The organism is Ideonella sp. FW305-24, from assembly GCF_058788035.1.
In genome coordinates this window covers 983,184-1,009,585 of the sequence record NZ_JBYTAI010000001.1, presented here as the reverse complement: position 1 = coordinate 1,009,585, position 26,402 = coordinate 983,184, and the positions used below count along the sequence as shown (strand labels likewise).

Below are 26,402 nucleotides of genomic sequence, written 5' to 3'. Positions count from 1 at the left end.
ATGAGGTGACGCTCAGGTGTTGCTTCAGGCCGCAGCCTGGCTGAGCTTTTCCAGCAGCTCCAGGTCGGTCTTCATGCCGGAGGTGTCGCGGATGCGTTCGAGGATTTCGCGCTTGAGCGCGAGGAACTCCGGTGCCAGCTTCATGTCCTGCTTGCGGCGGGCGGGCAGCGGAACCCGGTAGATGGTGTCGATGCGGCCGGGGCGCGGCGCCATCAGCACCACGCGGTGGCCCAGGTACAGCGCTTCTTCCACGTCGTGCGTGACGAACACGATGGTGCTGCGCTCCTGCCGGTGCACGTGGGCAATCAGGTCGTGCATGACCTCGCGGGTCTGTGCGTCCAGGGCGCCGAAGGGCTCGTCCATCAGCAGGATGGGCGGTGCGCTCATCAGTGCGCGGGCAATCGCCACGCGCTGCTGCATGCCGCCGGAGAGCTGGTTGGGGTAGGCGTCGCGCACGGCGCCCAGGCCCATCAGCTGCAGCAGCGCGTCGGCCCGGCCGCTGGCGGCTTCCACGTCGCTGCTGCTGCGGTCCCGCGTGTGGGCGGCCAGCCGGCGCACGAAGCGGATGTTCTCGATCACCGTCAGCCACGGGTAGAGGCTGTAGTGCTGGAACACCATCGCGCGGTCCGGCCCTGGCCCGGCAATGGGCTGGCCGCAGACGCGCAGCTCGCCCTGGTCGTGCCGCTCCAGCCCGGCCATGCAGCGCAGCAGCGTGGACTTGCCGCAGCCCGAGGCGCCAACGAGTGTGACGAACTCGTTGGGCGCAATGTCCAGGTTCACGTCCACCAGCGCCGGCTGCTTGCCGCCGGGGTAGGTCTTGCCCAGGGCCCGGCAGCAGAGGGACGGCATCACGTCCAGGGTGGCGAGGGTCATGTCAATTTCTCCCGTATAGCCAGGGGAATGCCTTGCGGTGCAGCAGCCGGAACAGCTGGTCGATGGCCAGGCCGATCAGGCCGATCAGCAGGATGCCGGCGAAGATCTTGTCGGTCTGCAGGAAGCGCTGGGCCTTCAGGATGGCAAAGCCCAGCCCCGAGTTGGCGGCCACCAGTTCGGCCACCACCAGGTAGGTCCAGGCCCAGCCCATGGTCACGCGCAGCGTGTCCAGCAGCGCCGGCTTGGCCGAAGGCACGATGACCTGCTCGACCACTTCGCGCCGGGTGGCGCCCATGGTCTGCGCGGCCTCGATCTGCGCCATCGGCACGCGCCGCACGTCCTCGGCCACCATCAGCACCATCTGGAAGAAGGTCCCGATGAAGATGATGGCGACCTTCGCGCCTTCGCCAATGCCCACCCACAGCATCACCAGCGGCACGAAGGCGACGGCCGGCATGTAGCGGATGAAGTCGGTCAGCGGCTCCAGCAGCGCCTGCATCGCCCGCCAGCTGCCGATGAACAGGCCTAGCGGCAGCGCCAGCAGCGCGGCCAGCGCCCAGCCGGCGACCACGCGCAGGATGCTGATGCCGGCATCACCCAGCAGGTCGTCCTCGGACCACCAGGTGACGATGCGGCCCAGCACCTCTTGCGGCCCCGGCATGAACACCGCCTCGACCTGGCCGCTGGCCGCCAGCAGGGCCCAGCCGGCCAGCGGCAGGATCAGCCCGGCCAGCGCCAGCGCGAGGTAGGTGCGGCGGCCGATGGCCTGCCGGATCTGCAGCATCTGCAGAAGCTGTGACACGGCGGCCCCTTACTTGGCCGCGGTGGCGGTGCCCAGGGCTTCCTGCAGCAGAGAACCGTCCACGCCAGCGGCGGCGTCGGGCTTGCCGTCGATCAGCTTGTGCTCGGTGAGGAAGGCGGCGATGGTGGGCGCCACGGCGACCAGCGACTGCGGGTTCTTCGCGTCGAAGGCGGCCTTGTTGGTGGCGGCATCGAAGAAGCGGGTGCCGGGCAGGAAGACCTGGTATTCGTCGGGCTTCATGCTGACGACCTTGGCCATGATCTTGGCGGCTTCGGCCGGTTGCTCGCGCACGAACTTCTCCACCTCGAACCACGCGCGGATCATGCCGACGAACTCCTTGCGCTTGGACGCGATGGCCTTCTCCTGCGCCACCAGCAGGTCCGGCACCAGGCCCGGCATGTCCTTGGAGGTGAACAGGGCCCGGCCTTTGCCGGACTGCTGGATCTGGTTGACCCAAGGGTTCCAGACCACGGCGGCGTCCACGCGCCCGGCCAGGAAGGCGGCGGCAGCGTCGCCGGCCGGCAGGTTGACGATCTTCACGTCGGCCGGCTTCATGCCGTTCTTGGCCAGCGCGGTGGCCAGCACGAAGTGCGAGATGCTGTATTGCTCCAGCGCGATGCTCTTGCCTTTCAGGTCCGCGTAGCCCTTGATCTTGGGCGAGACCATCAGCGCGTCATTGCCGGCCGAGTTGTCGTTGACCAGCACGGCCTTGAGCTTGATGCCCTTGGCCAGCGGGCCCAGGGTGTCGCTCCAGGTCTGGCTGTTGGCGTCCAGCTGGCCGGAGGAGAGGGCGGAGATCGAGTCGGTGTAGTTGGCGAACCAGACCAGCTTCACATCGGCGCCGTATTTCTTGAAGTAGCCCTTTTGGTCGGCGATGTACCAGGCCACCCAGCCTGGCCAGTCAGACAGCCCGACCTTGACCTCGGCTTGCGCCGCTTGGGGCGAAACGGCAGCGGCCGTGCAGACCAGCAGGGCCACTGCAAAGGTGGCGCGGCGCAGTGCCGAACGAGTGGCGACAAGGACGGGAAATTGGGCAACGGAAGACATGGGCGGGGCACTCCGGCGTTGTAGGGACGAATGGCGAGAGGGACCTCTGACGAAGCCGCCTCCCGGGTTTTTGTCCCGCCGTGTAACGTGCCTTGCGGCCCGCCGGCAGCTCTCGGACCAGACACCGCCGAAGCGATCGGAACCCTAGCCACCATTCAAAGAACGGCGCTGTCTCGGCCGTCCCTCTCGGGCAGACGGGCATGCAAGCGATGTGCCAGGCCTTGGCGCCAAAAAGCGCAGGGCAAGGCACCAAGCTGAAGCGTCAGCCGCCCCTTGCCGCCTCGGCGAGGGGCATGCATGCACCACCGGCCACTTGCAGAGGCGGTGTGCCGCAAATGCCCCGAAAGACCCGGGATGACGCCGGTGTTCCGGGCTTGCAATGGGCGGGCCGTCGCTAAGATCCCGCCCATGCAGATCCTTGGCGTTCAATGGCGCAAGCCGACTTTCAAGGCCTTCACCGAAGCCTCGGTGATCGGCCTGGGCTTGTGGCTGTGCGGCGTGGCCGCAATGGTGCAGGCCAACCCGCAGGTGGGCGCCGACGAGGTCGGCGCGCTGCTGGTGATGGTCTGGTGGTTCAGCCTGGGTGCTCGCATGGGGCTGGACCTGCGCACCGGCCTTCGGCCGCTGCTGGTGAACCTCGGCATTGCCGCGGTGCTGCTGGCCTGCTACAGCGCCGCCTGGCACTGGCTCGCGGCCTGAAGCCCGACGGGCCATGAAAAAGGCGCCGTGGATGCGGCGCCTTGTTGCGGGTGAAGGTCAGGCCGGGGGCATGACCTTGTCAGTTCACCAGCTCTGGTTGTAGCGGGCCTTGGCCGAGGCCACGCAGGTGTCCTTGGCGTCGCCCGATAGGCCGTCGCACTTTTCCTTGGCGACCTTGTATTCAGCGGTCATCTTGGTGTCGATCGCGTCCTGCTCGGCATTGACGATCTTCTTGTGCGCCTTCAGGTCGGCTTTGGCCGAGTCATGCGCAGCCTTGGCTTCCTTGACGCACACGTCCTTGGCATTGCCCGACAGGTCATCGCACTTTTCCTTGGCCACGTCATAGCGGCCGTCGTACTGCGCTTCGGTCAGCTTGGCTTCGTCGGTCGGCTTGCCGGTGTAGTTGTATTCGAGACGGGCCTTGGCGACCTTCTCGTTGGCCTTGGCCTGCTCGACGCAGATGTCCTTGGCATTGGCCGACAGCTTGTCGCAGCTGTCCTTTTCTGCCTTGTAGGTCGTCTCGATGTCCTTCTTGGCGCCGTCGTAGGCGCTCTTGCTGAAGTTGTTGGCCTGGGCGGCGCCCAGGCAGCAGACCGCAGCAATGGCCACAAGGGATTGGCTCAGCAGCTTGGAAGTTTTCATGATGTTGTCCTTAGATGAGGTTGGTTGCTCTGCAGGCGGGTGAACCCGGGTCGGCCCTGGTCCATGCAGTTGCCACACATCCCGCCTTCTGTCCTTGCCGTGGCCCGCTGCTTCATCACCCGTTGGGGTATCAGGTGATGAGCCGGTCCTTTGGCGTGATCGCAGTGTCACGCTGAGCCGCATGGTCCTGCCACCGGTGGCCGCCGCGGCGACATGTAGGCTCCGGCCTACAGACTTCGCGTGGACCGTCGGCAAAAATTCCTCTGCATCGCCCCTGCCTGCTGCCTGCCTACATGCCGTTTTCGTCGTACCAAACCGTAGACCGCCGCGATCACCTGGTACTGGCCGCTGCGCTGCTGTTCGAGGTGGGCCTGCTGGTCGTCGACATCCTGACGCCGCTTGGATTTGCCGAATGGGTGCTGTACCTGCTGCCGCTGTCGCTCTCGCTGCTGCAGCGGCGGCGCTGGGTGCCCTACCTGCTGCTGGTGCTGGCCATTGTTTTCACGTTCCTTGGCATGCAGTGGTCGCCACCGGGCCTGGCCTCGCCGTTCCTGCTGTATGTGAACCGCAGCATGGGATCGGCCGCCTTCATCGTGATGGCGGTGGTGATCTCCAAGGTGCTGGGCCAGCGCGAAGCCATTCGCCGGCAGCTGTGGCTGCAGCAGGCGGAATCGGCACTGGCGCAGCGCCTGGCCGGCGAGCTGACGATAGAGCAGGTGGGCGAGGTCAGCTGCGCGATGCTGTGTGGCTGGCTGACACCTTCGGTGGCGGCGGCCTATCGGCGTGACGGTGATAGGCTGCGGCGCTTTGGCAGCCACGCGGCTGACCTGGCCACGCTGCCGGCGACGCTGACGCTGCAGGACGGCCTGCTCGGCGAGGCCGCACGCCAGGACCGATTCAATGCACTGAGCCCGGCGCCGCAGGGCCACCTGGGGCTGCAGTCCGCCCTGGGCCGCAGCTTGCCGGAGCACCTGCTGCTGATGCCGCTGCATGCCGAGGGCCGCAACGTCGGCGTGATCGAACTCGGCGTGGCGCGCGCGAAGCTGGACCTGGCACTCTGCGAGGAACTGGCGCGCGGCATCAGCGAAGTGGTCGGCCTGGCCTTGCGCGGCGCCGCCTACCGGCTGGAGCGCCAGGCCATGCTGGAGGAAACCCAGCGCCAGGCCGAGGAACTGCAGGCCCAGCAGGAAGAGCTGCGCGTGTCGAACGAGGAACTTGAAGAGCAGGGCCGCATCATGCGCGAGTCGCAGGCCGAGCTGGAGACGCAGCAGACCGAGCTGGAGCGCGTCAACGGCCAGCTGGCGCTGCACGCGCGGGCCATGGCCGACAAGCAGCAGGAACTGTTGCAGTCGCAGGCGGCGCTGCAGGCGAATGCCGAGGCGCTGGAAGCGGCCAGCCGCTACAAGTCCGAGTTCCTGGCCAACATGTCGCACGAGCTGCGCACGCCGCTGAACAGCTCGCTGATCCTCTCGCAGCTGCTGGCGGCCAACAAGGACGGCCGGCTCAGCGAAGAGCAGGTGCGCTTCGCCCGCGCGATCTTCGATGCCAACAACGACCTGCTGGCCTTGATCAACGACGTGCTGGACCTGTCCAAGATCGAGGCCGGCCATGCCGACCTGCAGCGCGAGCGCGTGCCGCTGCAGGAGCTGGCCACGCGGCTGCAGACGGTGTTTGCCGCGCTGGCCGAGAAGAAGGGCCTGGGCTTCGAGGTGGTGCTGGACCAGGGCCTGCCCGAGCACATCTTCAGCGATAGCCGGCGCCTGCAGCAGGTGCTGAAGAACCTGCTGGCCAATGCGGTGAAGTTCACCGTCAGCGGCAAGGTGACGCTGGCGCTGAAGCCGCTGGCCGGTGGCGCGGTGCGCTTCGAGGTGCGCGACACCGGGGTGGGCATTCCGGTCGACAAGCACGAGGTGATCTTCGAGGCCTTCCGCCAGGCCGATGGTTCGACCAGCCGCCAGTTCGGTGGCACCGGGCTGGGCCTGTCGATCTCGCGTGAACTGACGCAGCGCCTGGGCGGCACGATGACGCTGCACAGCAAGCCTGGTCAGGGCAGCTGCTTCAGCGTGGACCTGCCGGCCGAGCTGCCCGAGCAGCCGGCGCCGGACGAACCCCGCATGGCCCGCCCTGCCGCGCCGACGTCGCGGCCCGCCGGCCCCGCCGCGCCCACGCCGGCCGCGCTGCCGATCGAGCTGCCGCCTGGCCTGGGCGAGGACAGGCGGGTGCTGCTGGCGGTGGAAGACGACAGCGCCTTTGCCGCCACGCTGCGCACGCTGGTCGAGGAACTGGGCTTCGACTGCGTGGTGGCCAACACCGGCGAGCAGGCGCTGACGCTGGCGCGCGAGCTGCGGCCCAGCGGCGTGCTGCTGGACGTGGGGCTGCCTGATGTGTCCGGCCTGTCGGTGCTGGAGCGGCTCAAGCGCGACCCCGGCACCCGGCACATTCCGGTGCACGTGGTTTCGGGCCTGGAGCGCAGCCACGCGGCCATGACCATGGGCGCCATCGGCCACCTGGTGAAGCCGGCGCTGCGCGAGCACCTGGTCGAGGCCATCGAGCGGCTGCGGCACCGGCTGGACCATCCGTTGCGCCGGGTGCTGGTGGTGGAAGACGATGTGGCGCTGCGGCAGAACCTGCAACTGCTGCTGGCCGCGCCGCAGGTCGAGATCACGACCGTGGGCACGGTGGCCGACGCGCTGACCGCGCTGGGCGCGACCACCTTCGACTGCATGGTGACCGACCTGGCACTGCCCGACGGCAGCGGCTTCGACCTGCTGGAGCGCATGGCGCGCGGCGAGCGCGAAGGCTTTCCGCCGGTCATCGTCTACACCGGCCGGGCGCTGAGCCGCGACGAGGAAACGCTGCTGCGCCGCTATTCGCGCTCCATCATCGTCAAGGGCGCACGTTCGCCCGAGCGGCTGCTGGACGAGGTGACGCTGTTCCTGCACAGCGTGGAGGCGGCGCTGCCGGGCGAGCAGCAGCGCCTGCTGCAGGCCGCGCGCAGCCGCGACGCGGTGCTGGAAGGCCGGCAGATCCTGCTGGCCGAAGACGACGTGCGCAACATCTTCGCGCTCAGCAGCGTGCTGGAGCCGCTGGGCGTGCAGCTGCAGATCGCCCGCAACGGCCGCGAGGCGCTGGAACGGCTGGACCGCCAGCCGCCGGTGGACCTGGTGCTGATGGACATCATGATGCCGGAGATGGACGGGCTGGAGGCGATGCGGCGGATCCGCGCCCGGCCCGATGGCGCCGACCTGCCCATCATCGCGCTGACCGCCAAGGCCATGGCCGACGACCGCCAGCAGTGCCTGGAGGCCGGTGCCAACGACTACCTGGCCAAGCCGATCGACGTTGACCGGCTGGTTTCGCTGTGCCGCGTCTGGATGCCCAAATGACACGCCCACGCCGCTCTGTTTCTTCGCCGGAGCTGCCGGCGGCTGCGGTGTCGGCCGCGGGCAGTGCCGACGCTGCGCAGCGCGAGCGCAGTGACGCCGTGGCCCAGGCGGATACCTTGTTCGACATCGAGATCAAGCTGCTGCTCGAAGCCGTGTTCCTGCGCTACCAGCACGACTTTCGCCACTACGCACCCAGCTCGTTGCGCCGCCGCCTGCACCAGGCGCTGCAGGCCATGCGCTGCGAGCGGCTGTCGCAACTGCAGGACCGGGTGCTGCGCGAGCCGGATGCCTTCTCGCAGCTGCTGCAGTTCCTGACCATCCAGGTCAGCGAGATGTTCCGCGACCCGGCCTACTTCCGGGTGCTGCGCGAGGAGGTGGTGCCGGAGCTGCGCACCTATCCGTCGCTGAAGCTGTGGGTGGCCGGCTGCAGCCATGGCGAAGAGCTGTGGTCGCTGGCCATCCTGCTGCACGAGGAGGGGCTGCTGGAGCGCTGCATCCTCTACGCGACCGACATCAACCCGGTGGCCCTGCAGCGTGCCGAGGCCGGCATCTACCCGCGCGAGCGCATGCCGCTGTTCAGCCGCAACTACCTGGCGGCCGGCGGCAAGGCCTCGCTGAGCGACTACTGCACCGCCGCGTACGAGGGCGTGATGTTCGACCGGGCGCTGAAGCGCCAGGTGGTGTTCGCCGATCACAGCCTGTCGACCGACGCGGTGTTCTCCGAGGTGCACCTGGTGTCCTGCCGCAACGTGCTGATCTATTTCAACCGCGACCTGCAGGACCGCGCGGTCGGCCTGTTTCGCGAGGCGCTGGTGCGGCGCGGTTTCCTCGGGCTGGGCAGCCGCGAGTCGCTGCAGTTCGGCGCCCATGCGCACCTGTTCCAGCCGTTCCACCCGCAGCCGGACGTTCGGCTCTACCAACGCCTGTGAGCCAAGGAGCATGTCCATGAACTGGCCTGACCTGTCGCTCAAGGCGGTGGTGATCGGCGCCTCGGCCGGCGGCGTCGAAGCGCTGCTGGCGCTGACGGCAGCCTTGCCTGCCGATTTCCCGGCGCCGGTGCTGGTGGTGTTGCACCGGGCGCCTCAGCCGGAAGGCAAACTTTCACCCGCGGCGCTGCTGGCCAGGCGCTGCGCGCTGCCGGTCGAAGACGCATGGGCCGGCCAGCCGCTGAAGCCGGGCCGGGTGTTGCTGGCACCGGCCGACTACCACCTGCTGGTCGATCCGGGGCCGGATGGGCCGGTGGCTGCGCTGTCGGTCGACGATGCGGTGCTGTGGTCGCGACCGGCGATCGACCCGCTGTTCGAGAGCGCGGCGCACGAGTACGGTGCTGGCCTGCTGGCCATCGTGTTGACAGGCGCCAGTGCCGACGGTGCGGCCGGTGCTTTGGCTGTGCGCGCGCACGGCGGCCGGCTTTGGGTGCAGGATCCGGCCGAGGCCGTGGTCCCGACGATGCCGAGGGCCGCGCTGGACCTGGCCGGCGCAGACCAGGTGATGAGCCTGAAAATGATGTGTGATGCCCTGGGCCAGGCCCAGACGGGGGGAGAGAGATGATGGCTGCCAAACCTTTGAACATCCTGGTCGTCGACGACGTGCCGCAGAACCTGCTGGCGATGCGCGCGCTGCTCGCCGCAGACGACTGGCACGTGCTGACCGCCGACTCGGCCGATGCTGCGCTGGAGCTGCTGCTGCAGCACGACGTGGCGCTGGCGCTGCTGGACGTGCAGATGCCGGGCATGGACGGCTACGCGCTGGCCGAGCTGATGCGCGGGGCCGAACGCACCCGCCACGTGCCCATCATCTTCCTGACCGCGGGCTCGATGGAGGAGCAACGCAGCTTCCGCGGCTACGAGGCTGGCGCGGTGGACTTCCTCTACAAGCCCTTCGACGGCCGGGTGCTGCGCAGCAAGGTGGCGATCTTCGCCGACCTGCACCGCCAGAAGGCCACGCTGGCCGAGAACATGGCCGAGCTGCAGCGGCTGACGCGGCTCAACTCGACCATGCTGTCGGCGCTGTCGCACGACATCCGCGCGCCGCTGGCCGCGCTGGCGCTGAATGCCGAGCTGCTGCTGCGCTCCGACAAGCCCGGCCCCGGTTCGGCCGGTGCCCGCATCAAGGCCGCCACCGCGATGCTGAGCCGGCAGGTCGACCACCTGGTGAACCTGGCCCAGCTGCCCAGCGCCGAGCTGCGCCCCAGCCCCGTCATGACGGACCTGGCCGCGCTGACGCAGGAGCGGCTGGAGACGGCCCAGGGCAATGGCTTGCTGAGCCAGCTGCCAGCCTTCGAAGTGCTGGGCGACACCCAGGGCCTGATGGACCGGGCGATGCTGCAGCAGGCGCTGGACCACCTGCTGCTGCAGGCCACGACCTATGCTGGCGAGTCCGGGCTGAAGATCGAGCTGGATGGCGACCAGCGGCGCTCGCTGCTGCTGCGCATCAGCTTTGCCGGCTTGCTCGGCGACGCGGCCAGCCAGCACTTGTTTGGCGGCGGCGAGGCCGTCGAAGGCATGGCCGCGCCGCGCGTGGGGTCCGGCCTGTCGCTGCCGGAACGGGTGGCGCGCGCGCATGGCGGCTCGTTGGTCGGCCGCTCGCGGCCGCGCGAGGGCACGCAATTCGAGTTGATGCTGCCGCGCGGGCTCTGACGCCCCGGCAGGCCCATAAAAAGGGGCCCGCCACGTTGCCGCGGCGGGCCACCAAAAAAACCAGCGTCGTCGCCGGTCCTTCTCAAACGAAAAACAGGAATTGCAGGCAAGTCATTGCAGGTTCCGCGCCAGCCGCGGGCCTGCTGCCAGCGTGCCGCCTGCATGTTGCCGGGCCGTACGAGGGAGAGTCCTGTTTTTGCGTCGCCAGCGCTGTTACGATTTTTCACTTTCAGGGCCTTGCGGCCCGGCTCCGGACTGCGGTGGACGGCCGCCAGGGCGACCGGGCGTGACACATTTCGTCGCCTCGGGCGCGACGTTTCACGGCCGCGGCCGCAAATTGGCAATGCGGTTGAAGCGAACGCGCTACTTCCTCAGCGCGCCAATGCCCAGCAAGGCCAGCACGACAAACAGCAGGCAGATGGCCAGGAACACGAAGAAGAGCACCTTGGCGATGCCGGCGGCGCCAGCGGCCACGCCGCCAAATCCCATCAGGCCGGCAATCACCGAGATCACCGCAAAAATAAGGGCCCACTTGAGCATGATGTTGTCCTCTTGAGTCGACGAAGGTGGCCGCGAAGCCGCTCGCCAGGCAGGGCCGCCGGCGAGCGTTTTGCGGCATGGTGGGACTGTAGAAAGCGGCAGCCTGGGGGGCCATCGGTGGCGGCGCAGGCGGCTTGTAGGACGGGGCCTTGAGCCGGCCAGGTTCAGCCCGGGTGAGCCCGGGCCGGGGCATCGCGCATTGTTGATCGCCTGGCTCGGGTTTTGGGGTATTCCCTTTGGGCTGGCGCCCGCGCGCGTGTCAGGCTGCAAACGCGGCGCAGTCCTACACTGCGCTCCGGGCGCGAGAGGCGATGCTGCGCCAGTCCACCGCAAGCCCAGGGAGAGCCATGCGCGCCGTGTTCGACTCGATTCCCACCCTCCGCGACGTGGTGTCGCGCACCCAGCCACGGGGCCTCACGCCCGTGGATGCCGCCCCCGAGGATCCAGAGCGGGCGGCCATCGTCGCCGCACTGCTCAAGCCGGCGGCGAGCATTTCACCGAAGTACTTCTATGACGAGCAGGGCTCCGCGCTGTTCGAGGCCATCACCGAGGTGCCCGAGTATTACGTGACGCGCACCGAGCGGGCGGTGATGGTGCGCCATCACGAAAGCATTGCCGGCGCGGTGGGGGAGTGCAGCAGCATCATCGAGCTGGGCGCCGGCAGCTGCAAGAAGGCCATGTCGCTGTGCGAGTTGCTGGACCCGGACCACCTGGTCGTGGTCGACATCAGCGGCGACTTCCTGGCCACCCATGCACGGGTGCTGCAGGCCGGGCTGCCGTGGATGCAGGTGCATCAGGTGGTGGCCGACATCACCCGCCCTTTCGAGCTGCCGCCGGCGCTGCCCATGCAACGCCGGCTGGTGTTCTACCCGGGCTCGTCGATCGGCAACTTCGAGCCGGCCGAGGCCTGTGCGCTGCTGGCCCGCGCCCGCGGCCTGAGCGGCGACGATGGTGCGCTGCTGCTGGGCGTGGACCTGGTCAAGGACCCGCAGATCCTGCAGGCCGCCTACGACGACCATGGCGGAGTCACCGCGGCGTTCAATCGCAATGTGCTCACGCACCTGAACACGCTGATCGGCAGCGACTTCCAGCCCGCGCAGTGGCGGCATGTGGCGCTGTTCAATGCGCAGCGCAGCCGCATCGAGATGCACCTGGAGGCCAGCCGGGAGCTGGAAGTGCGCTGGGCGGGCGGCGGCCGGCGCTTTGCAGCCGGCGAGCGCATCCACACCGAGAACAGCTACAAGTACACGCCGGACCGGCTGCAGGATTTGCTGGCCACCGCCGGTTACTCGCGCGTGCGCTGCTGGACCGATGCCCGCGGCTGGTTCGCCGTGGTGCTGGCCCAGCCTTGAGTTCGCGATGAGCGCCGCGATGCTGATCGATGAAGTGCTGGCGACGGCTCCTGCGCACGCGGTCGTGCCGCTGGTGCAGCGCTACCACGCGGTGCGCCAGCATTCGCTGGGGCTGGTCACGCCGCTGTCGCCCGAGGATTGCTGCGCGCAGTCCATGCCGGATGCCAGCCCGGCCAAGTGGCACCTGGCCCACACCACCTGGTTCTTCGAGACCTTTGTGCTGGAACGCTGGGAGCCGGACTTCGCGCCCTTCCACCCCGGCTTCCGCATGCTGTTCAACTCCTACTACGACAGCGTGGGTGAGCGCCATCCGCGGCCCGCGCGTGGGCTGTTGACCCGGCCTTCGCTGGCCGAGGTGCTGATCTACCGCCGGCAGGTTGATGCCCGCATGGGCACGCTGCTGCTGCAGCTGCATGCCAACCCCGAGGTGCAGGCACTGGTGACGCTGGGACTGCAGCATGAGCAGCAGCACCAGGAGCTGATGCTGACGGATCTGAAGCATCTGCTGTTTGCCAACCCGCTGCGGCCCGCCTATGTGGCCAGGCCGGCGCCGGTGGATGCGGCAGAGGTCGCAGGCGCGTCCAGGGCGGCCAGGCCATTGCGCTTCCAGCAGTTTGCCGGTGGCCTGGTGGAGATCGGCCATGCGCGCCAAGCATTGGATGACGAGGCCACGGCGTTTGCCTTCGACAACGAATCGCCGCGGCACAAGGTCTACCTGGCACCGTACGCGATTGCCGATCGGCTGGTCAGCAATGGCGAGTACCGGGCCTTTGTCGAGGATGGTGGCTATGACGACCCGCTGTTGTGGCTCTCCGAAGGCTGGGCATGGCGCCAGGCGGCACAGCACCGGCACCCGCTGTACTGGGAGCCCGGCGCACCGGGCGCATGGCTGGCCTTCACGCTGGGCGGCCTGCAGCCACTGCGCGACGCCGAGCCGGTGGCCCACCTGAGCTACTTCGAGGCCGATGCCTTCGCCCGCTGGGCCGGCGCGCGGCTGCCGACCGAGGCCGAGTGGGAGCATGCCGCTGGCGCGGCCTGGGCGGAAGCTAGACCTGGCTTGCGGGGCCCCGACCAACTGCACCCCCAGCACGCTGCAGAAGCCCAGGCCCAGTGGTTTGGCGAGCTGTGGCAGTGGACCCAGTCCAGCTACGCGGCCTACCCCGGCTTCCGGCCCGCGCCAGGCGCGGTGGGTGAGTACAACGGCAAGTTCATGGTCAACCAGTACGTGCTGCGTGGCAGCTCGTGCGCGACGCCGGCCGGCCATGCCCGGCCCAGTTACCGCAACTTCTTTCCGGCCACCGCCTGCTGGCAGTTCAGCGGCCTGCGCCTGGCCAAAGACCTGAGCGAACTGCCGCCTGGCGGCTGACGGCGATGCCGCGGGGCCGTGGGCCAAGTCCTACATGTCCCGTTGGCATCGCCTGACACCCGGGGTCTTTTGAGGGGCGTACGCTGACATTCATCCGGTCAACACCGGGTGTCACTTTCCTCCCCAAACCGCGCAGTCACCTGTGCGGACTTTCAAAGGAGTTCCCATGAACACGAACAAGACCCTGCTTTCCGTCATCACCGCCGCCAGCGTCGCCGGTGCCCTGTCGATGGCCTACGCCCAGTCCGAACCGGCCCCGTCGCCGACCTCGGTGCAGGCCCCGACGACCGAATCGTCGGCCCAGTTGCAGGCATGGCACGACCTTGAGCAGCAGCGTGAAAAGGTGCGCGAGATCGCTCGCCAGCAGGCGCTGGACGCCGCTGAAGCCCAGCGCGCTGCGAATGAAGCCTCGGTGGCGCAGGCTGGTCAGGCGGCCGAGCCGACTTATCGCGCCAACATGAGCAACACCGCCGTGTTTGCCGAGCCTGCGCAGCAAGCCGCGCCGATGGCCCCGGCCACCCCGGAACCCAGCGCCACGCAAAGCAGCGGCACGACCACCCCCACGCCTGACCAGGGCTACAACAGCAGCACCGACAACAGCGCCATGAACAGCGGCTCGACCTCGATGCCAGCCCCGCAAGCCGACCGCAACTGAGCGACTCGTCCAGCCATCCCGGTCCTGACCCCATGAACACGAACCCCGAGCATCCTTCCGTGCGTCGCCCTGAGTCTGCTCCAGTGGCGCCTCGCGACACCGACTGGTTCGATGGCATCCGACGGGGTCTGTGGATCGGGCTGGCGGCGGCGGCCGTCATCCTGCCGGTGCAGTACCAACTGCGCCAGCATCGGCTGGCAGCGCAGCGGTCTGCGGCCGTCGCGATGGCGCCCGGTGCGGAACAGGCGCCTGCGGCTTTGCAGCCGCAGGCGCCGCTCGCCGTCACGCCGCCGCCGCCGGTGCGCCCGATGGTGGTGGACTGGCACGGTGAATCCGCCTCCGAGCCGGCCCGCAAGCTGGCGCAATGGGTGGCGGCTTCGCACAACAACGAAGGCATGGATTTCGTGATCGTCGACAAGCACAACACCAAGGTGTTCGTGTTTGCCTCCGACGGCCAGCTCAAGGGCGCCACGCCGGTGCTGCTGGGCTCCAAGGTCGGCGATGACTCGGTGCCCGGCATTGGCCAGAAGCCGATTGCCGACGTGCGCCCCGACGAGCGCACCACACCCGCTGGCCGTTTCCTCGGCCAGCGCGGCATGAACGCGATCAACCAGGATGTGGTGTGGGTGGACTACGACGCCGCCGTGTCCATGCACCGCGTGCGCACCACCAACGCCAGCGAGCGCCGGCTGGAACGCCTGGCCACACCGACCACCGCGGACAACCGCATCTCCTACGGCTGCATCAACATGCCGGTGGCCTTCTTCGAACAGGTGCTGGCACCGACCTTCGCGAAACAGCGCGCGGTGGTCTATGTGCTGCCCGAGGTCAAGAGCCTGCAAATGGTATTCGGCATTCCCGATCGGTTCGATGCACCGGCCACGACGGCCGAAGCCCCGGCCACGATGCCAACGATGACTTCGCTGCGTGCACCGCTCGCGGCGGCCGCACTCGCCGCCAAGGGCTGAATGGGCCGCCCGTTCCCAGCATTCGCTTAGCACAGCAAGGAAGCTGAACACTCAATAACGCCAGAAAACGCCAGTATTTGCCGCAAAGCCTGCAAACCCTGCGCTGCTAGTATTCCTGCCTGACACGACCGGATCGGAGATCCGCGTCAATCGTGTCGCTGGACATTGGCGAGGCGGGGTGCATGGGTTTGCTTGCTCGGCGTTGGCTGAAGGCTGCGGCCTCGGCATGGGTGCTTTTGTGTGTCGCGTCTGGCGTTCAAGCCAGCGTGGCGGTGTCCACGGCCGTTGCGGCACAGTCTGCGGAAGCGGCTGATGCTGGCGGTGCCAGCGCAGACCAGCAGCGACTGGTGAACTGGATCGCCGAGACCGGCGACAACCACGGCCATCCGTTTGTGCTGGTCGACAAACAAGCAGCGAGCCTGCGTGTCTACCGCGCGGACGGCAGCCTGGCCGGCGCCACCACGGTGTTGTTGGGCCGCACCCGGGGTGACCTGACGCAGCCGGGGGTTGGCGAGCGCACGCAGACCGGCCATCTGCTGCCCGAGGACCTGACCACGCCGGCTGGCCGTTTCGAGTCCGAGCCCGGCCGCAATCGCTTGGGCGAAGACGTGGTCTGGGTCGACCATGCCGCTGCGCTGGCCATACACCGCCTGCGCCCCGGTGCTTCGCAGGTCGAGCGGCTGCGTCGGCTTGCATCGGTCACGCCGGAAGACAACCGCGCCTCCGCGGGCTGCGTGGTCGTGCCGGTGTCGTTTTACCTGGACGTTGTCCAACCCCTGCTGGGCCAACAGGCCGGCGTGGTCTACATCCTGCCCGAGCGCGGCATGGGTGAGGGCACGCAGTGGGCCGACGGCCTGTCCCCCACCCACCTGCGACCTGTTGCACTGAAGTGATCAGCGCGCCGCGCCTGTCGGCAGCGGCGGGCGTGGCACCACGGTGACCCGTGTGACGCCATCGTCGCCGGTGCTCAGCGCATAGTTGCCCAGCGAGAAATAGGCTTCGGCGTGCGCGATGTCGCTGGCCTGCGCAACGAACAGCCGCAGCCAGCCGGTCGAGCCGCCAGGCAGACCGGTCAAGCCCAGCGCTTGTGTCACCACCTGGGTCTGTCCGGCCGGAAGGGTCACGGTGACCGGCAGGCCCAGTGCCTTGCCCTTCTTGCCAATGTCGTAGACCACGCTGCCGGTCTGTGATTCGCTTTGCAGCGCATTCAGGTACAGCCACAGCGAGACGGTCTGGTCCTGTGCGCTGGTATTGCGCAGCGTGTAGGCCAGCTGGCAATCGCCCACCGGCGTGTCGCTGCAGCGCGCCACGTCGTCCAGGTCCACCACCACCTCCGGCATGGTCAGCGTCAACGAGCTGGCGCTGGTGCCGGGGATGTCGAAGGTCTTGGAGAACTGCATGCCGTAGTGGGCATTGGCCAGCGCGTGAATCTGGTAACGGCCGGCTGGCAGCTTGGCCAGGTTCAGGTAGAACTTGCCATCCGCCGGCAGGGCCAGTCCGTCGCCTTCGATCCAGCGGCAGTATTCGTCGTCGGACCGGTCGCAGCTCATCAGTCGCACTGAAGGCGCGAGTTCCAGCGGCAGCGCCGCGCCGGTGTCCGCCGCCAGCACCTGGCCGGACAGGAAGCTGAGCTTGGCGTCCGGCCGGGCGGCGGGTGTGCCGGCCGCGATCAGGCCGGCGTGCCGCCGCGCACGCAAGGCGCGGGCTTGTTCGGCCGCGGCCGAGATCGGGCGCAGCGTGCCGTCGCCCTCGGAGAACACGGTGGGCAGGCTTTCCCAGATCAGCGCCTGCTGCGGCAGGTCCTTGGGCGACACGAACAGCGAAATCGAGGCGTACGCGCCGCGCGGCAGCTGTTTGCCGACATAGACCTTCTGCGTCAGCGTCTTCTGCTTGCCGGCGCCAAGCGTCAGCTGCACGCGCTTGGTGTCGCCGTCGCCATAGGTGTATTGCGACCATCCGGCCGGCATGAAGGCAGTGGTGGAATTGAGCACCCAGGCCTGCAGTTGGCGGCTGCTGCTGCCGATGTTGCGCAGCGTGTAGCTGACGCTGCAGAAGCCTTCGGCGTCCACCATGGTGCAGCTTTGCAGCTTGCTGGCCTGAAGCGGCAGCAGGTCCAGTGGCATGTCCATCGGATGGTCTTCGCTGCCGGTCACCGAGAACGGGGCCGAGTGCGTGTATTCGTGGTTCAGCGCGCTGCCCCAGAGCTGGTAGCGGCCGGGGCTGTCGAAGCTGCCGGCGGCAAAGCGGTAGCTGCCATCGGCCGCCGGTTCGGCGCCGGCCACGAATTCGGCGCACAGCGTGTCGCCTGGCGCGCTGCAGCGGTGCAGTTCGACGGATGGGTAGTCGTCGGCCACGAAGGCTTGCTGCGTGCTCGCGTCGAACAGGCGGCCCCAGACGTCGGCATGCGCAGGCAGGGCAGCCAGGCCCAGCCAGGACAGGCACAGCGCCCATTTGGCAGTTGAGCGAGGAGGGCGGGGAAGGAACATCGGGACACTCCGGAAAGATGGCGCATAAGTGCATGCAACGTGGCCTTGTGCCGCAATGCAGGGGCTGTGCCGATTTGACGGGGCCACCCTGGCACCGACAATGCTTGGGCTGCCAAGCTTTTCTCGTATTTTTCTCACGAAAAGATTTTTCCTCGTGAAATCAAGCAGTTACGCGCCGGCTTACGTGGCGTGCCCGGCGCTGTGAACGCACCGGCTACCGTTGAAGCGGCCGCCGCAGCCGCCCGTTTCTGGACCATTGGCCGGTTTCGCCTCGACCTGGCAACCCGCAGCCTGAGCGCCGGGCCTGGTGCTGACGGCGTCGCGCTGAGCGAAAACCTGTCGGTCAAGACCGCAGCGGTGCTGCGGCGCCTGGCCGAACGTGCTGGTGAGGTCGTGCCACGCGAGCGCCTGATCGCCGAAGTCTGGGAGGGCAATTCGTACACCGGTTCGCGCGCCTTGACGCAGGCCATCTGGCAACTGCGCCGGGTGCTGGATACCGAGGCAGCGGCGGGCGGCGAGAGCGCGATCAAGACGATTTCCAAGGCCGGCTACCAGTTGCTGCTGCCGGCCGCGCCCTGGATTCCCGCGGCCGGCGTGGCGCATGCCGATGAGCCCGCCGACGCGCCGGCTGTCTCGGTGAACCCGGCCGCGCCCTGGGGCCGCAGGCGCTGGCACCGGGCAGCGCTGTGGGGCCTGGTGCCGGTGCTGATGGTGGTGCTGGCCTCGAGTTTGGGCCTTGCCGGCCTGTGGTGGCCGCACTCGGTGCCGGTGCTGGCCGCGGCGGCGCTGCCGGCACCGCCCCTGCCGCTGACGATGCGGGATGGCGTCGAGGAGTATCCGGCCTTCAGTGCCGACGGGCGCTGGATGGCTTACCTCTGGTCGCGCGCCGGCAGCCCGGCGCGGCTTCAGGTGGTCGACCGGCATGCGCCCGACGCACCGCCGGTCGAGATCCGCGACGAGGGCTACACGCTGGCGCGGCCGATGTGGCTGGGCGCGCGCCGGCTGGCCTATGCCAGGGCGCGCGAGGCGGCCGACTGCGAAGTAGTGGTGGTCGACCTGACGCAGCCCGAACGGCCGGCCCGGCGGCTGGCCAGCTGCTTCTACGAGCGCAACCAGGCTTTTGTCGATGCCTCGCCGGATGGCCAGTGGCTGGTGCTGGCCCGGCACCAGGGCGAGGCGGGCGTGGCCCTGGTGCTGCACCGGGTTGCAGACGGCCAGGAGCGGCAGCTGACCCGTCCGGCCGGCGGGCTGGACGACGCGCAGATCAGCTTCTCTCGACGCGGCGACCGGGTCGCCTTCATGCGTGGCACTGCCATCGTTGGCGACCTGTACGTGGTCGACATCCAGACCGGTGCCGAAACCCGGCTGACGCACGACCAGGCACCGGTGGGCGGCCTGGCCTGGTTGTCGGGCGATGCCGGCATCGTCTTCAACTCGGCCCGCGATGGTGCTTTTGCAACCTGGCGCGTGGCGCCCGCCGGCGGCGAGCCGACCTTGTTCGCCCGCGCCGGCACCGCCACCAACCTGGCCACCCTGCCGGGCGAGCCGCAGGCGGTTGCTGCCAGCCTGCACCATTTCTCCGACACCATCGAACTGCGCTCGCTGGCCGATGGGCGCCTGCTGTCGGCCATCGCCTCCAGCGGCCGCAACCTGTACGCCCAGGCCTGCCCGGATGCCGGGCGCGTGCTGTTCCTGTCGATGCGCAGCGGCCGAATTGCGCTGTGGACCGGTGACGGCCAGGGTGCTGCGGCGCGCCAGGTCGCGCTGCCGCCCGGCACGCCAGACCCTCCAGGCTGCTCGGCGACCGAGCCGCGGTTTGCGACCAGTTTGCGGGCGCCCGGGGCGCAACACGACGCGCTGGTCATCGGCCGCCTGGACCGTGACGAGCCGCTGCAGGTGCTGCCGCAAACCGGTGGCTACAACAGCGTCAGCTGGTCACTGGATGGGCGCAGCCTGCTGGTGGCCAGCGGCCGCGGCGGCGGCTGGGACCTGTGGCGCTTCGACCTGCAGCGCCACGATTTCCAGCGCCTGACCGATGACCAGGGCCACTTCGGCCGCGAGGTGCGCACACGCAGCGGTCTCTGGTTGTATTACGCGCGGCTGGGCAAGCCGGGGCTGTGGCGGCGGCCGCTGGACCAGGCCGGCCGCACTGGTGCGCCAACGCTGGTCACCGACGCCCTGGGCTCGGAAGACTGGGCCAACTGGCAGTGGCATGACGGTGCGCTGTGGCTGGTCGAGCGTGGGCCCGAGCAGGACCAGGTGGTGCGGCGGGACGAGCTGGGCGCCGCGCCGCGGATCGCTTTCACGTTGCCACCGGGTCAGCTTCGGCTGTACCGCTCGTTTGCCATCACGCCGCAGGGCGAGGTGGTGGCCAGCATGTCCGGCCCTCGCCAGGCCGACATCGTTCGGCTTGAAGGGCCTGCGCTGCCGGCCGTCTCCGGTCAAGCCACATCTGTGGGACGTTGACCCATGTGCCGTTGCAGTTCTCTTTCAGATCGGCTGGCCCCCTGCATTCGTGGGGTTCATGCATATGTTTCGCATGAGCAGGCGTACAAATTGCATAAGCCAACCCAGGTGAAAACCCGGTCTGAACGCCACCGGACTCGTAGCACCCTAGCGCTGCTGACGGAGGATGGCGACGTGAGACCGATGTTGGTTGCAGATGGCTTTGCTTCTAGGGGTTGCGTTGCTGGGGTGCCAAGAAGGCCCTCGGGGCAGGCACCAAGAGCGGGCATACTGCAAAAGGTCAACCCAGCATCATGAGGCATTCCGGCCGGCCTTGCATGGCGGCTCCGGGTATGTCCCATGAGCAAGCGCTGAGCTTGGGCTGGCGGGCGTGGCGAAAGCGGCGCTGGCGGGTGTGCTGGCAGCGAAGAGTGGGGCTGGAGGGGCGTTTCCTGACCTCCAGCGTGTCGTGTCGTCCCCTTGGGCGGCCGGTGCAGGCAAGGAACGGCTGAATACAGCGGGAGTTGGGGTCATGGTTTTGGACAAGGTGTACTTCCAGGTGGGCAGCGCTGGTGATGGCATGTGCGCCGCCGGCCGGGCCATCGCCGAAGCGCACGCGCTGTTCGCCTGAGCGGGACGCACCATGGCCGCCCCGCTGTTCCTGCTCGCCCCGCCGAGGTCGTACACGTCGCTGATGAACGCGATGATCGGCCAGCATCCCCAAACCTTCGGTCTGCCGGAGCTGTGCCTGTTCAACGTCGAGACGCTGATCCAGCTCTGGACGCGGACCAGCGACGAGATCGAGAACTTCTCCAAGACCCGCCAGGGCCTGCTGCGTGCGGTCGCCGAGATCTATGGCGGCGAGCAGACCACGGCCACCATCAAGATGGCCAACCACTGGTGCTTCGCGCGCCAGCACCGCAGCACGGCCGAGGTCTACCAGGAACTGGTGCGCGACATCGATCCGCTGATCGCGGTGGAAAAGAGTCCGTCGTACACGATTTCGCTCAAGCGCATGCAGGCGATCTACCGGGCCTTCCCGGACGCCCGCTTCCTGCACCTGGTGCGGCACCCGGTGGCGACCTGCAAGTCCATCATGGCGCTGAACGACGGCGCGTTCGCGATGTACGTGAACTCGATCGACTTCCTGGAAGACCGTGCCATCGTCGATCCGCAGTTCGCCTGGCACGACCTGAACACCAACATCTTCAACTTCCTGCAGATGGTGCCGCCCGAGCAGCAGATCCGGGTGCGCGGCGAGGACATCATGCATGACCCGACCCACTTCCTGGGCGAAGTCTGCCGCTGGCTGGGCATTCGTGACGATGCCGAGGCGATCGACGCGATGATGCATCCCGAGCGTTCGCCTTTTGCCTGTTTCGGCCCCATCACCGCGCTGTTCGGCAACGACCCCAACTTCCTCCGCGGCCCGGCCTTCCGTGCCCACAAGGTCAAGGTGCCGCCGCTGGACAAGCCGCTGGCCTGGCGACCCGACGGCAAGGGCCTGGACCCGCGCGTGATCGAGCTGGCGCATGAATTCGGCTACCGCTGACCGGCGGCGCCAGAGATTGAGAAACGACTCAGTATGAGACACCCCGTGTCAACTTATTCCGTGCGGGCCGAGCGCCGGGCCGCTCCCAAGCCGGCACGCATCCCCCCGGGGGATCGGCCGACGTACTCGTCGGCCGAGGGGCTGGCATGAGCGATCCAAACGAGCGTCCGCCGGGCAACCGGCCCAAGATCGGCCACATCGATGGCGATCCGGTGACCAGCCATCCGAAACTCGACACCTTGTCCGAGAACCAGCGCGCACTGCGGCTGGCGGTCATCAAGGAATTCAAGGCCAAGAAGGTCAAGAAGTTCGTCGAGAAGCAGGTTCAGCACATCAACACGAACCAGCGCATCGCCGAAGGCATCAAGTTCCTCTTCGACGAGGAAGGGCGGCCGCCGCCCAACATGCCGATGGAGGACATCATCGCCGAGCGGCGCCACATCGAGTATGAGATCCGCTGGTTCGAGGCAATTCTTGAAGAGCTGCACAACCGCCTGGTGCGCGTCAAGGAAATCGAGGACCACGCGCTCGACATGCTGGCCGACCGGTTCACCGAGGAATGAGCATGCGCCGCATCCATCCTCCTCAACCGCATCTTGTGCAGAGCGCCCCGCTGGCAGACATGCCGCGCCGTGGCGAGGGAACGACCATGCGCCTACTTCCTGTCGCCGCCGCCGTGCTGGCGGCTGCCTTGTCCGGCTGCGCCGCTGTCGGCCCCGATTTCGAGCGCCCCAAGGTGACCGAGCCTGCCGCTTGGCGCACCACGCTGCCCGTGCCGGCCCAGGCCACCGCGGAGCCCGCTGCTGCTGCCCCTGTCGCTTCGGCAGACATGGCCAACCTGGCCTGGTGGAAAGCCTTTGGCGACCCCAAGCTGGAAGCGCTGGTGCAGCTGGCACTGGACAACAACAAGGACCTGAAGATTGCCGCTGGCCGGGTGCGTGAATACGCCGCCCGCCTGGACATCGCCAAGGCCCAGGAACTGCCCAGCGTCAGCGCCCGCGGCAGCTCCAACCGCGAGAAGATGAGCGAGGAGCGGCAGGTGCCGCTGTCCAACCGCACGCCGGTCAACAGCGCGGCCTACGAGCTGCAGGCCCAGGTGAGCTGGGAGCTGGACATCTGGGGCCGGGTGCGCCGCACCAACGAGGCCTACCTGGCCGACCTGACGGCGATTGACGAAAACCGCCGCGCGCTGACGCTGACCGTGGTGGCCAACGTGGTCGCCAGCTATGTGCAGTTGCTGGCGCTGGACCAGGATCTGGTGCTGTTGAAGAAGGAACTGGCCAGCCGCCAGGAAACCGCGCGCCTGACCGAGTCGCGCCAGGCCAAGGGCGGCTTCTCGATGCTGCCGGTGTTCCAGTCGCGCATGGTGATGGAAGAGGCCGCAGCAGCGATCCCGCCGAAAGAGCGCGAGATTGCCGCAACCGAAAACGCGCTGTCCATCCTGTTGGGCGTCGAGCCTTCGGCGGTGGCGCGGGCGAGGGCGCTGAACGACCTGAAGGCGCCGCCGGTGCCGCAAGGCATTCCGTCGCAGGTGCTGGCGCAGCGGCCTGACGTGCGCATGGCCGAGCAGAACCTGATCGCCGCCAATGCCCGCATCGGCGTGGCCAAGGCCGAATACTTCCCGGTGATTTCGCTGACCGGCCTGTTCGGCTACGCCAGCACCGACCTTTCCAAGCTGCTGACCGCACCGGCCAGCTTCGGCAGCGCCGGCACGCAGGTGCTGGCCAAGCTGTTCGATGGTGGTGCACTGGATGCCAACGTGCGCCAGGCCGAAGCCGTGCAGGCCTTGCACGTCGATGCCTACCGCAAGGCGGTTCAGAACGCCTTCTTCGAGGTCGAGGACGCATTGTTGTTTTACCAGAAGACCCGCGAGCGGGCCGACGTGCTGACCCGCCAGCTGAAGGCTGCGCAGGAAGGCGCGCGCTACGCCCGCAAGCGCTACGAAGGTGGCATGGGCACGGTCTTCGAGGCCCTGGAAGCCGAGCGCCAACTGACCTCGGCCGAGCGGCTGCAGGTCGATGTGCAACGCGACACGCAGCTCTCGCTGATCCAGGTCTACAAGGCCATGGGCGGTGGCTGGAAGGTGGCCGCACCGGACATCCTCGACAGCAATGCTGCAGTTGTCAGCAGCAGCACGAATTAACAGCAGAAAGATTCGGTCATGAGTGAGCAAACCAAGAAGGTGGCCCTGCCTGCCTACCTGCCGAAGCGGCTGGAGGCGTTCAAGATCTCCAAGGACGATCAGCCGAGCTACCTGCTGCGGGACAAGCTGCTGAACAAGGTGCACGACCTGGAGCCCTGGCAGTTCTTCCTGCTGGAAGTGCTGCCTGGCTGCGAGACCTATCCCAAGCTGCAATCGGTCTTCGAGGACCGTTTCGGCCGGCCGATCACGCAAAAGCAGATCGAGGAATTCTTCGCCAGCCTGGCCGACCGCCAGTTGCTGGACATGGAGAACCCGACGCATGAGCTGCTGCAGCGCTTTCGCACCAAGGGCTACGACATCAAGGACGGCACGGCGACGGTGAAGTCGCATGTGGCGAATGTGGCGGCTTCGCATGCCGAGGCGGCCACGGTGGCCGCTGCCGCGGTGGCCTCCGCTGCCGGCCATGCCGCGCCGCCTGCGCCGCCGAAGGCACCCGGCGCTGGCGCTGCTGCGCCCGGGGGCGACCTGCCTGCCGGCGTCAACGATGCCGCTGGTTTCGATCCACGCGCCACGCGCTGGATGTTGAAGCTGTTCGATCCGCGGCCGATGCTGAAGCTGCTGGCGCCGGTGGTCGCGCCGCTGCGCTTCCTTGTCTACATCATGCCGCTGATGGCGATCGCGGCCGTGCTGCTGTCGCTGGAATACAGCCACCTGATCCGCGAAGACCTGGCCAACCTGCACAACTACACCACGCTGTTCGAGCACGTGCTGTTCAGCTTGTTCACGGTGAATCTGGCGGTGACGCTGACGCAGGCCTTCATCGCACACGCCTACCGCGCCACCGTGGCGAAGTTCGGCATCTCGGTGTTCATGGGCTTCCTGCCGCGCTTCCTGAACGTTGTCACGCACACCGAGCAGATGACGCGCCGCGAGCGCATGTGGCTGAACGCAGGCCCGCTGCTGGTGCGCGTGTTCCTGTTCAGCCTGGGCATGCTGATCTGGTACAACACCCGTGACTCCGCGGGCACTGCGGCCAAGATCGGCCTGGCGCTGGGCATCATCTGCGCGATCGACCTGGTGTTTGCCTCGGGCAATCCGCTGGTCAAGGGCAGCGGCTACCACCTGCTGTCGGCCTTCATGAACGAGCCGCATCTGCGCGGCAAGTCATACAAGACGCTGCTCAACCGCATGCGCGGCCAGACCTTCAAGGAGTCGGACAACAGCGTGCTGGCGGCCTACGCCTTGGCATCGACGGTGTACGCCTTCGTGCTGATCCTGATCTCGGCCGTCATCGTCGGGGTCTACCTGCAGTCGGTGATGCTGGGCGGCACCGCGCTGTTCCTTGCGGCGCTGATGGCCATCTACCTGGGGCGGCGTTCGATCCGCCGCCTGCAGATGATCGAGGCGGCCTATGACCGTTCGGTGCAGTTCGACCGCTGGCGCAAGCGCACGCTGCCCGATGCGGTGGGTGAGGCCGAGGACACGCTGAAGCCGCGCAGCGCCTGGAGCCACTACGGCAAGATCGCGCTGGTGGTCACCTTGCTGCTGTTGCTGGTGATGCCATATCCGTACGAGCCGGGTGGCCGATTCCTGGTCTATCCGTTCCAGAAGCAGATCATCACTTCAGACATCGGTGGCGTGGTCCAGAAGGTCAACTTCGACGGTGGTGAGCGCATTGCCAAAGGCACCGTGCTGGCGACGCTGTCGACGCTGGACTACCAGTCCGAAGTCAGCGTCTACAACGCCCGCATTGCGGAGCAGCAATCCGTCGTGGCCGACCTGAAGGCGCGCCCGAAGCCGGAAGAGGTGGAGGTGGCTTCGCGTCAGCTGCAGGTGGCCCAGGAGCATGAGCGCTTCACCAGGGACCGCGTGCCGCGTCTGGAGTCCATGTACAAGGATGGCACGGTGTCATTCGAGGAACTGGACTCGGCTCGCCGCGAATACCAGGTCGACGTGAGCCAGGTGGCCGAAAAGAAGGCGGCGCTGGCGCTCGCCAAGACCGGTGCGACCAAGGATCAGATCGACGCTGCCGTGGCGAAGCTGCAAAGCCTGAACGAAGAGCGCGACATGTACCAGAGCAAGGTCGGCCGCGGCGAGTTGACCATGCCTTTCGATGGCAATCTGCTGACACTGCACCTGCAGGATCGCACCAACAGCTATCTCGAGAAGGGCGCGCCGTTTGCGTCGGTGGAAAACACCAACGATGTGACGGTGGAGGTAGAGGTGCCTGAAACCGACCTGGCCTACATCAAGGTCGGCACCAAGGTGCGCGTGCGGCCGATCGCCTTCAGCGACAAGTTCTTCGACGGCGAGGTCACCACGATCGATCGCAATGTCACGCAGCAGTCGTTTGGCACCGTGGTCAAGGTCGTGGCCAAGGTCAAGAATCCGGATCAATCGCTGCGCACCGGCATGACGGGCTACGCGAAGATCGACGGCAGCACCATGCCGGTGTGGAAAGCTTTCTCGTTGGCCATCCAGCGCTTCCTGAACGTGCAGGTCTGGTCCTGGATTCCCTGATGACACGGATGGCGCGCCTTGTTGGCGCGCCAGATCTGTTGCGCGTTGTCCCTCAAAGGCGCGACATCACAACAGCCACCTTCCTTCGGGGGGTGGCTTGTTTTTTTGTTGGCGCCGGTTTCGCGTCTGTTTCCGGCATATGCGTGAGAAAAGGGGAAATATTGCCTCTTTTCGCTGGAGACGCACCATTCTGGGGACATTGCGCGCGAAAATGCCTCGTAATCTGTCCGGTGGCTGGCATGGCGGTTGCAAAGTGCATTAACAGCCTATCTATGTGACTTTTCCCC

At 67.5% G+C, this 26,402-nt stretch carries 21 protein-coding genes and 1 riboswitch; of the genes, 15 read left to right on the top strand and 6 right to left on the bottom strand.

All coding sequences use genetic code 11. The annotated features are described in order from the left end of the window. Window positions 1–24: 24 nt before the first annotated feature. From AC3WR5_RS04435 to AC3WR5_RS04425, 3 genes are read right to left on the bottom strand one after another with little or no spacing between them, the layout of a single operon-like run. The gene (locus tag AC3WR5_RS04435) at window positions 25–873 is read right to left on the bottom strand and encodes an ABC transporter ATP-binding protein (protein WP_492482175.1); all 849 of its coding nucleotides are present in this window, start codon (window positions 871–873) and stop codon (window positions 25–27) included. Between the two features lies 1 nt (window position 874). Further along, window positions 875–1,675, bottom strand: a complete 801-nt coding sequence (locus tag AC3WR5_RS04430; RefSeq protein ID WP_492482173.1) for an ABC transporter permease — start codon at window positions 1,673–1,675, stop codon at window positions 875–877. Window positions 1,676–1,684: 9 nt separating this feature from the next. Further along, entirely contained in the window at window positions 1,685–2,722 is a 1,038-nt protein-coding gene (locus tag AC3WR5_RS04425) for an ABC transporter substrate-binding protein (RefSeq protein WP_492482171.1), read from the bottom strand. A 57-nt stretch (window positions 2,723–2,779) separates the two neighbouring features. After that, window positions 2,780–2,881: riboswitch (guanidine-I (ykkC/yxkD leader) on the bottom strand. Window positions 2,882–3,130: 249 nt separating this feature from the next. On the opposite strand from AC3WR5_RS04425, the gene AC3WR5_RS04420 reads away from it, so the two are divergent. Continuing rightward, a complete protein-coding gene (locus tag AC3WR5_RS04420) occupies window positions 3,131–3,421 on the top strand; it encodes a hypothetical protein (RefSeq protein ID WP_141289829.1) in 291 nt (96 codons plus the stop codon). Between the two features lie 84 nt (window positions 3,422–3,505). On the opposite strand, the gene AC3WR5_RS04415 is transcribed toward AC3WR5_RS04420, so the two are convergent. After that, window positions 3,506–4,063, bottom strand: a complete 558-nt coding sequence (locus AC3WR5_RS04415; protein ID WP_141289830.1) for a hypothetical protein — start codon at window positions 4,061–4,063, stop codon at window positions 3,506–3,508. Window positions 4,064–4,356: 293 nt separating this feature from the next. On the opposite strand from AC3WR5_RS04415, the gene AC3WR5_RS04410 reads away from it, so the two are divergent. From AC3WR5_RS04410 to AC3WR5_RS04395, 4 genes are read left to right on the top strand one after another with little or no spacing between them, the layout of a single operon-like run. Then, on the top strand, window positions 4,357–7,449 hold the full coding sequence (locus tag AC3WR5_RS04410; RefSeq protein ID WP_492482169.1) for a response regulator: 3,093 nt from the start codon (window positions 4,357–4,359) through the stop codon (window positions 7,447–7,449). Beyond that, a complete protein-coding gene (locus AC3WR5_RS04405) occupies window positions 7,446–8,378 on the top strand; it encodes a CheR family methyltransferase (RefSeq protein WP_492482167.1) in 933 nt (310 codons plus the stop codon). Before AC3WR5_RS04410 ends, AC3WR5_RS04405 begins: the two co-directional genes overlap by 4 nt. 16 nt (window positions 8,379–8,394) lie before the next feature. Next, the gene (locus AC3WR5_RS04400; protein ID WP_141290218.1) at window positions 8,395–9,000 is read left to right on the top strand and encodes a chemotaxis protein CheB; all 606 of its coding nucleotides are present in this window, start codon (window positions 8,395–8,397) and stop codon (window positions 8,998–9,000) included. Next, a complete protein-coding gene (locus AC3WR5_RS04395) occupies window positions 9,000–10,088 on the top strand; it encodes an ATP-binding response regulator (protein WP_231012393.1) in 1,089 nt (362 codons plus the stop codon). The genes AC3WR5_RS04400 and AC3WR5_RS04395 overlap by 1 nt, the downstream gene beginning before the upstream one ends. A gap of 363 nt (window positions 10,089–10,451) precedes the next feature. Here the strand turns inward: AC3WR5_RS04395 and AC3WR5_RS04390 are convergent, their stop codons facing one another. Then, window positions 10,452–10,628 carry a DUF1328 family protein gene (locus AC3WR5_RS04390; protein ID WP_141288651.1) on the bottom strand — a complete coding sequence of 59 codons (177 nt, stop codon included), beginning with the start codon at window positions 10,626–10,628 and terminating at the stop codon, window positions 10,452–10,454. Between the two features lie 347 nt (window positions 10,629–10,975). Between AC3WR5_RS04390 and egtD the strand changes: the two genes are divergently transcribed. The 5 genes from egtD (at window position 10,976) to AC3WR5_RS04365 (ending at window position 15,862) form a co-directional block, all read left to right on the top strand. Continuing rightward, complete coding sequence (egtD, locus tag AC3WR5_RS04385; protein ID WP_492482164.1) at window positions 10,976–11,980, top strand: L-histidine N(alpha)-methyltransferase; 1,005 nt, start codon at window positions 10,976–10,978, stop codon at window positions 11,978–11,980. A 19-nt stretch (window positions 11,981–11,999) separates the two neighbouring features. Continuing rightward, a complete protein-coding gene (egtB, locus tag AC3WR5_RS04380; RefSeq protein ID WP_492482620.1) occupies window positions 12,000–13,346 on the top strand; it encodes an ergothioneine biosynthesis protein EgtB in 1,347 nt (448 codons plus the stop codon). 166 nt (window positions 13,347–13,512) lie between these two features. Then, window positions 13,513–14,001 carry a hypothetical protein gene (locus AC3WR5_RS04375; RefSeq protein ID WP_492482162.1) on the top strand — a complete coding sequence of 163 codons (489 nt, stop codon included), beginning with the start codon at window positions 13,513–13,515 and terminating at the stop codon, window positions 13,999–14,001. 32 nt (window positions 14,002–14,033) lie between these two features. Then, window positions 14,034–14,969, top strand: coding sequence for a hypothetical protein (locus AC3WR5_RS04370; RefSeq protein ID WP_492482160.1), 936 nt, complete (start codon window positions 14,034–14,036; stop codon window positions 14,967–14,969). 347 nt (window positions 14,970–15,316) lie between these two features. Then, window positions 15,317–15,862: a L,D-transpeptidase gene (locus AC3WR5_RS04365; protein ID WP_492482158.1), complete on the top strand. Its 546-nt coding sequence runs from the start codon at window positions 15,317–15,319 to the stop codon at window positions 15,860–15,862. Here AC3WR5_RS04365 and AC3WR5_RS04360 read toward each other — a convergent pair whose 3' ends face one another. After that, window positions 15,863–17,455, bottom strand: coding sequence for a hypothetical protein (locus AC3WR5_RS04360; protein ID WP_492482156.1), 1,593 nt, complete (start codon window positions 17,453–17,455; stop codon window positions 15,863–15,865). Window positions 17,456–17,656: 201 nt separating this feature from the next. Between AC3WR5_RS04360 and AC3WR5_RS04355 the strand changes: the two genes are divergently transcribed. From AC3WR5_RS04355 to AC3WR5_RS04335, 5 genes are all read left to right on the top strand, one after another. Then, window positions 17,657–19,921 (top strand): winged helix-turn-helix domain-containing protein, encoded by a 2,265-nt coding sequence (locus AC3WR5_RS04355; protein WP_492482154.1) that lies wholly within the window; start codon window positions 17,657–17,659, stop codon window positions 19,919–19,921. 622 nt (window positions 19,922–20,543) lie between these two features. After that, entirely contained in the window at window positions 20,544–21,452 is a 909-nt protein-coding gene (locus AC3WR5_RS04350) for a sulfotransferase family protein (RefSeq protein WP_141289692.1), read from the top strand. 146 nt (window positions 21,453–21,598) lie between these two features. Further along, the gene (locus AC3WR5_RS04345; RefSeq protein ID WP_141289691.1) at window positions 21,599–22,015 is read left to right on the top strand and encodes a hypothetical protein; all 417 of its coding nucleotides are present in this window, start codon (window positions 21,599–21,601) and stop codon (window positions 22,013–22,015) included. A gap of 86 nt (window positions 22,016–22,101) precedes the next feature. Further along, complete coding sequence (locus AC3WR5_RS04340; RefSeq protein WP_170201000.1) at window positions 22,102–23,595, top strand: efflux transporter outer membrane subunit; 1,494 nt, start codon at window positions 22,102–22,104, stop codon at window positions 23,593–23,595. Window positions 23,596–23,613: 18 nt separating this feature from the next. Next, a complete protein-coding gene (locus AC3WR5_RS04335) occupies window positions 23,614–26,115 on the top strand; it encodes an HlyD family secretion protein (protein WP_492482151.1) in 2,502 nt (833 codons plus the stop codon). Window positions 26,116–26,402: the final 287 nt, after the last annotated feature.

What these genes read in the sequence shown, in the direction of transcription:
- AC3WR5_RS04345 (WP_141289691.1), top strand. Translation starts at nt 21,599, where the DNA reads ATGAGCGATCCAAACGAGCGTCCGCCGGGCAACCGGCCCAAGATCGGC.
- AC3WR5_RS04340 (WP_170201000.1), top strand. Translation starts at nt 22,102, where the DNA reads ATGCGCCTACTTCCTGTCGCCGCCGCCGTGCTGGCGGCTGCCTTGTCC.
- AC3WR5_RS04350 (WP_141289692.1), top strand. Translation starts at nt 20,544, where the DNA reads ATGGCCGCCCCGCTGTTCCTGCTCGCCCCGCCGAGGTCGTACACGTCG.
- AC3WR5_RS04375 (WP_492482162.1), top strand. Translation starts at nt 13,513, where the DNA reads ATGAACACGAACAAGACCCTGCTTTCCGTCATCACCGCCGCCAGCGTC.
- AC3WR5_RS04400 (WP_141290218.1), top strand. Translation starts at nt 8,395, where the DNA reads ATGAACTGGCCTGACCTGTCGCTCAAGGCGGTGGTGATCGGCGCCTCG.
- AC3WR5_RS04335 (WP_492482151.1), top strand. Translation starts at nt 23,614, where the DNA reads ATGAGTGAGCAAACCAAGAAGGTGGCCCTGCCTGCCTACCTGCCGAAG.
- egtB (WP_492482620.1), top strand. Translation starts at nt 12,000, where the DNA reads ATGCTGATCGATGAAGTGCTGGCGACGGCTCCTGCGCACGCGGTCGTG.
- AC3WR5_RS04360 (WP_492482156.1), bottom strand. Translation starts at nt 17,455, where the DNA reads ATGTTCCTTCCCCGCCCTCCTCGCTCAACTGCCAAATGGGCGCTGTGC.
- AC3WR5_RS04415 (WP_141289830.1), bottom strand. Translation starts at nt 4,063, where the DNA reads ATGAAAACTTCCAAGCTGCTGAGCCAATCCCTTGTGGCCATTGCTGCG.
- AC3WR5_RS04370 (WP_492482160.1), top strand. Translation starts at nt 14,034, where the DNA reads ATGAACACGAACCCCGAGCATCCTTCCGTGCGTCGCCCTGAGTCTGCT.
- egtD (WP_492482164.1), top strand. Translation starts at nt 10,976, where the DNA reads ATGCGCGCCGTGTTCGACTCGATTCCCACCCTCCGCGACGTGGTGTCG.
- AC3WR5_RS04420 (WP_141289829.1), top strand. Translation starts at nt 3,131, where the DNA reads ATGCAGATCCTTGGCGTTCAATGGCGCAAGCCGACTTTCAAGGCCTTC.
- AC3WR5_RS04390 (WP_141288651.1), bottom strand. Translation starts at nt 10,628, where the DNA reads ATGCTCAAGTGGGCCCTTATTTTTGCGGTGATCTCGGTGATTGCCGGC.
- AC3WR5_RS04410 (WP_492482169.1), top strand. Translation starts at nt 4,357, where the DNA reads ATGCCGTTTTCGTCGTACCAAACCGTAGACCGCCGCGATCACCTGGTA.
- AC3WR5_RS04405 (WP_492482167.1), top strand. Translation starts at nt 7,446, where the DNA reads ATGACACGCCCACGCCGCTCTGTTTCTTCGCCGGAGCTGCCGGCGGCT.
- AC3WR5_RS04425 (WP_492482171.1), bottom strand. Translation starts at nt 2,722, where the DNA reads ATGTCTTCCGTTGCCCAATTTCCCGTCCTTGTCGCCACTCGTTCGGCA.
- AC3WR5_RS04435 (WP_492482175.1), bottom strand. Translation starts at nt 873, where the DNA reads ATGACCCTCGCCACCCTGGACGTGATGCCGTCCCTCTGCTGCCGGGCC.
- AC3WR5_RS04395 (WP_231012393.1), top strand. Translation starts at nt 9,000, where the DNA reads ATGGCTGCCAAACCTTTGAACATCCTGGTCGTCGACGACGTGCCGCAG.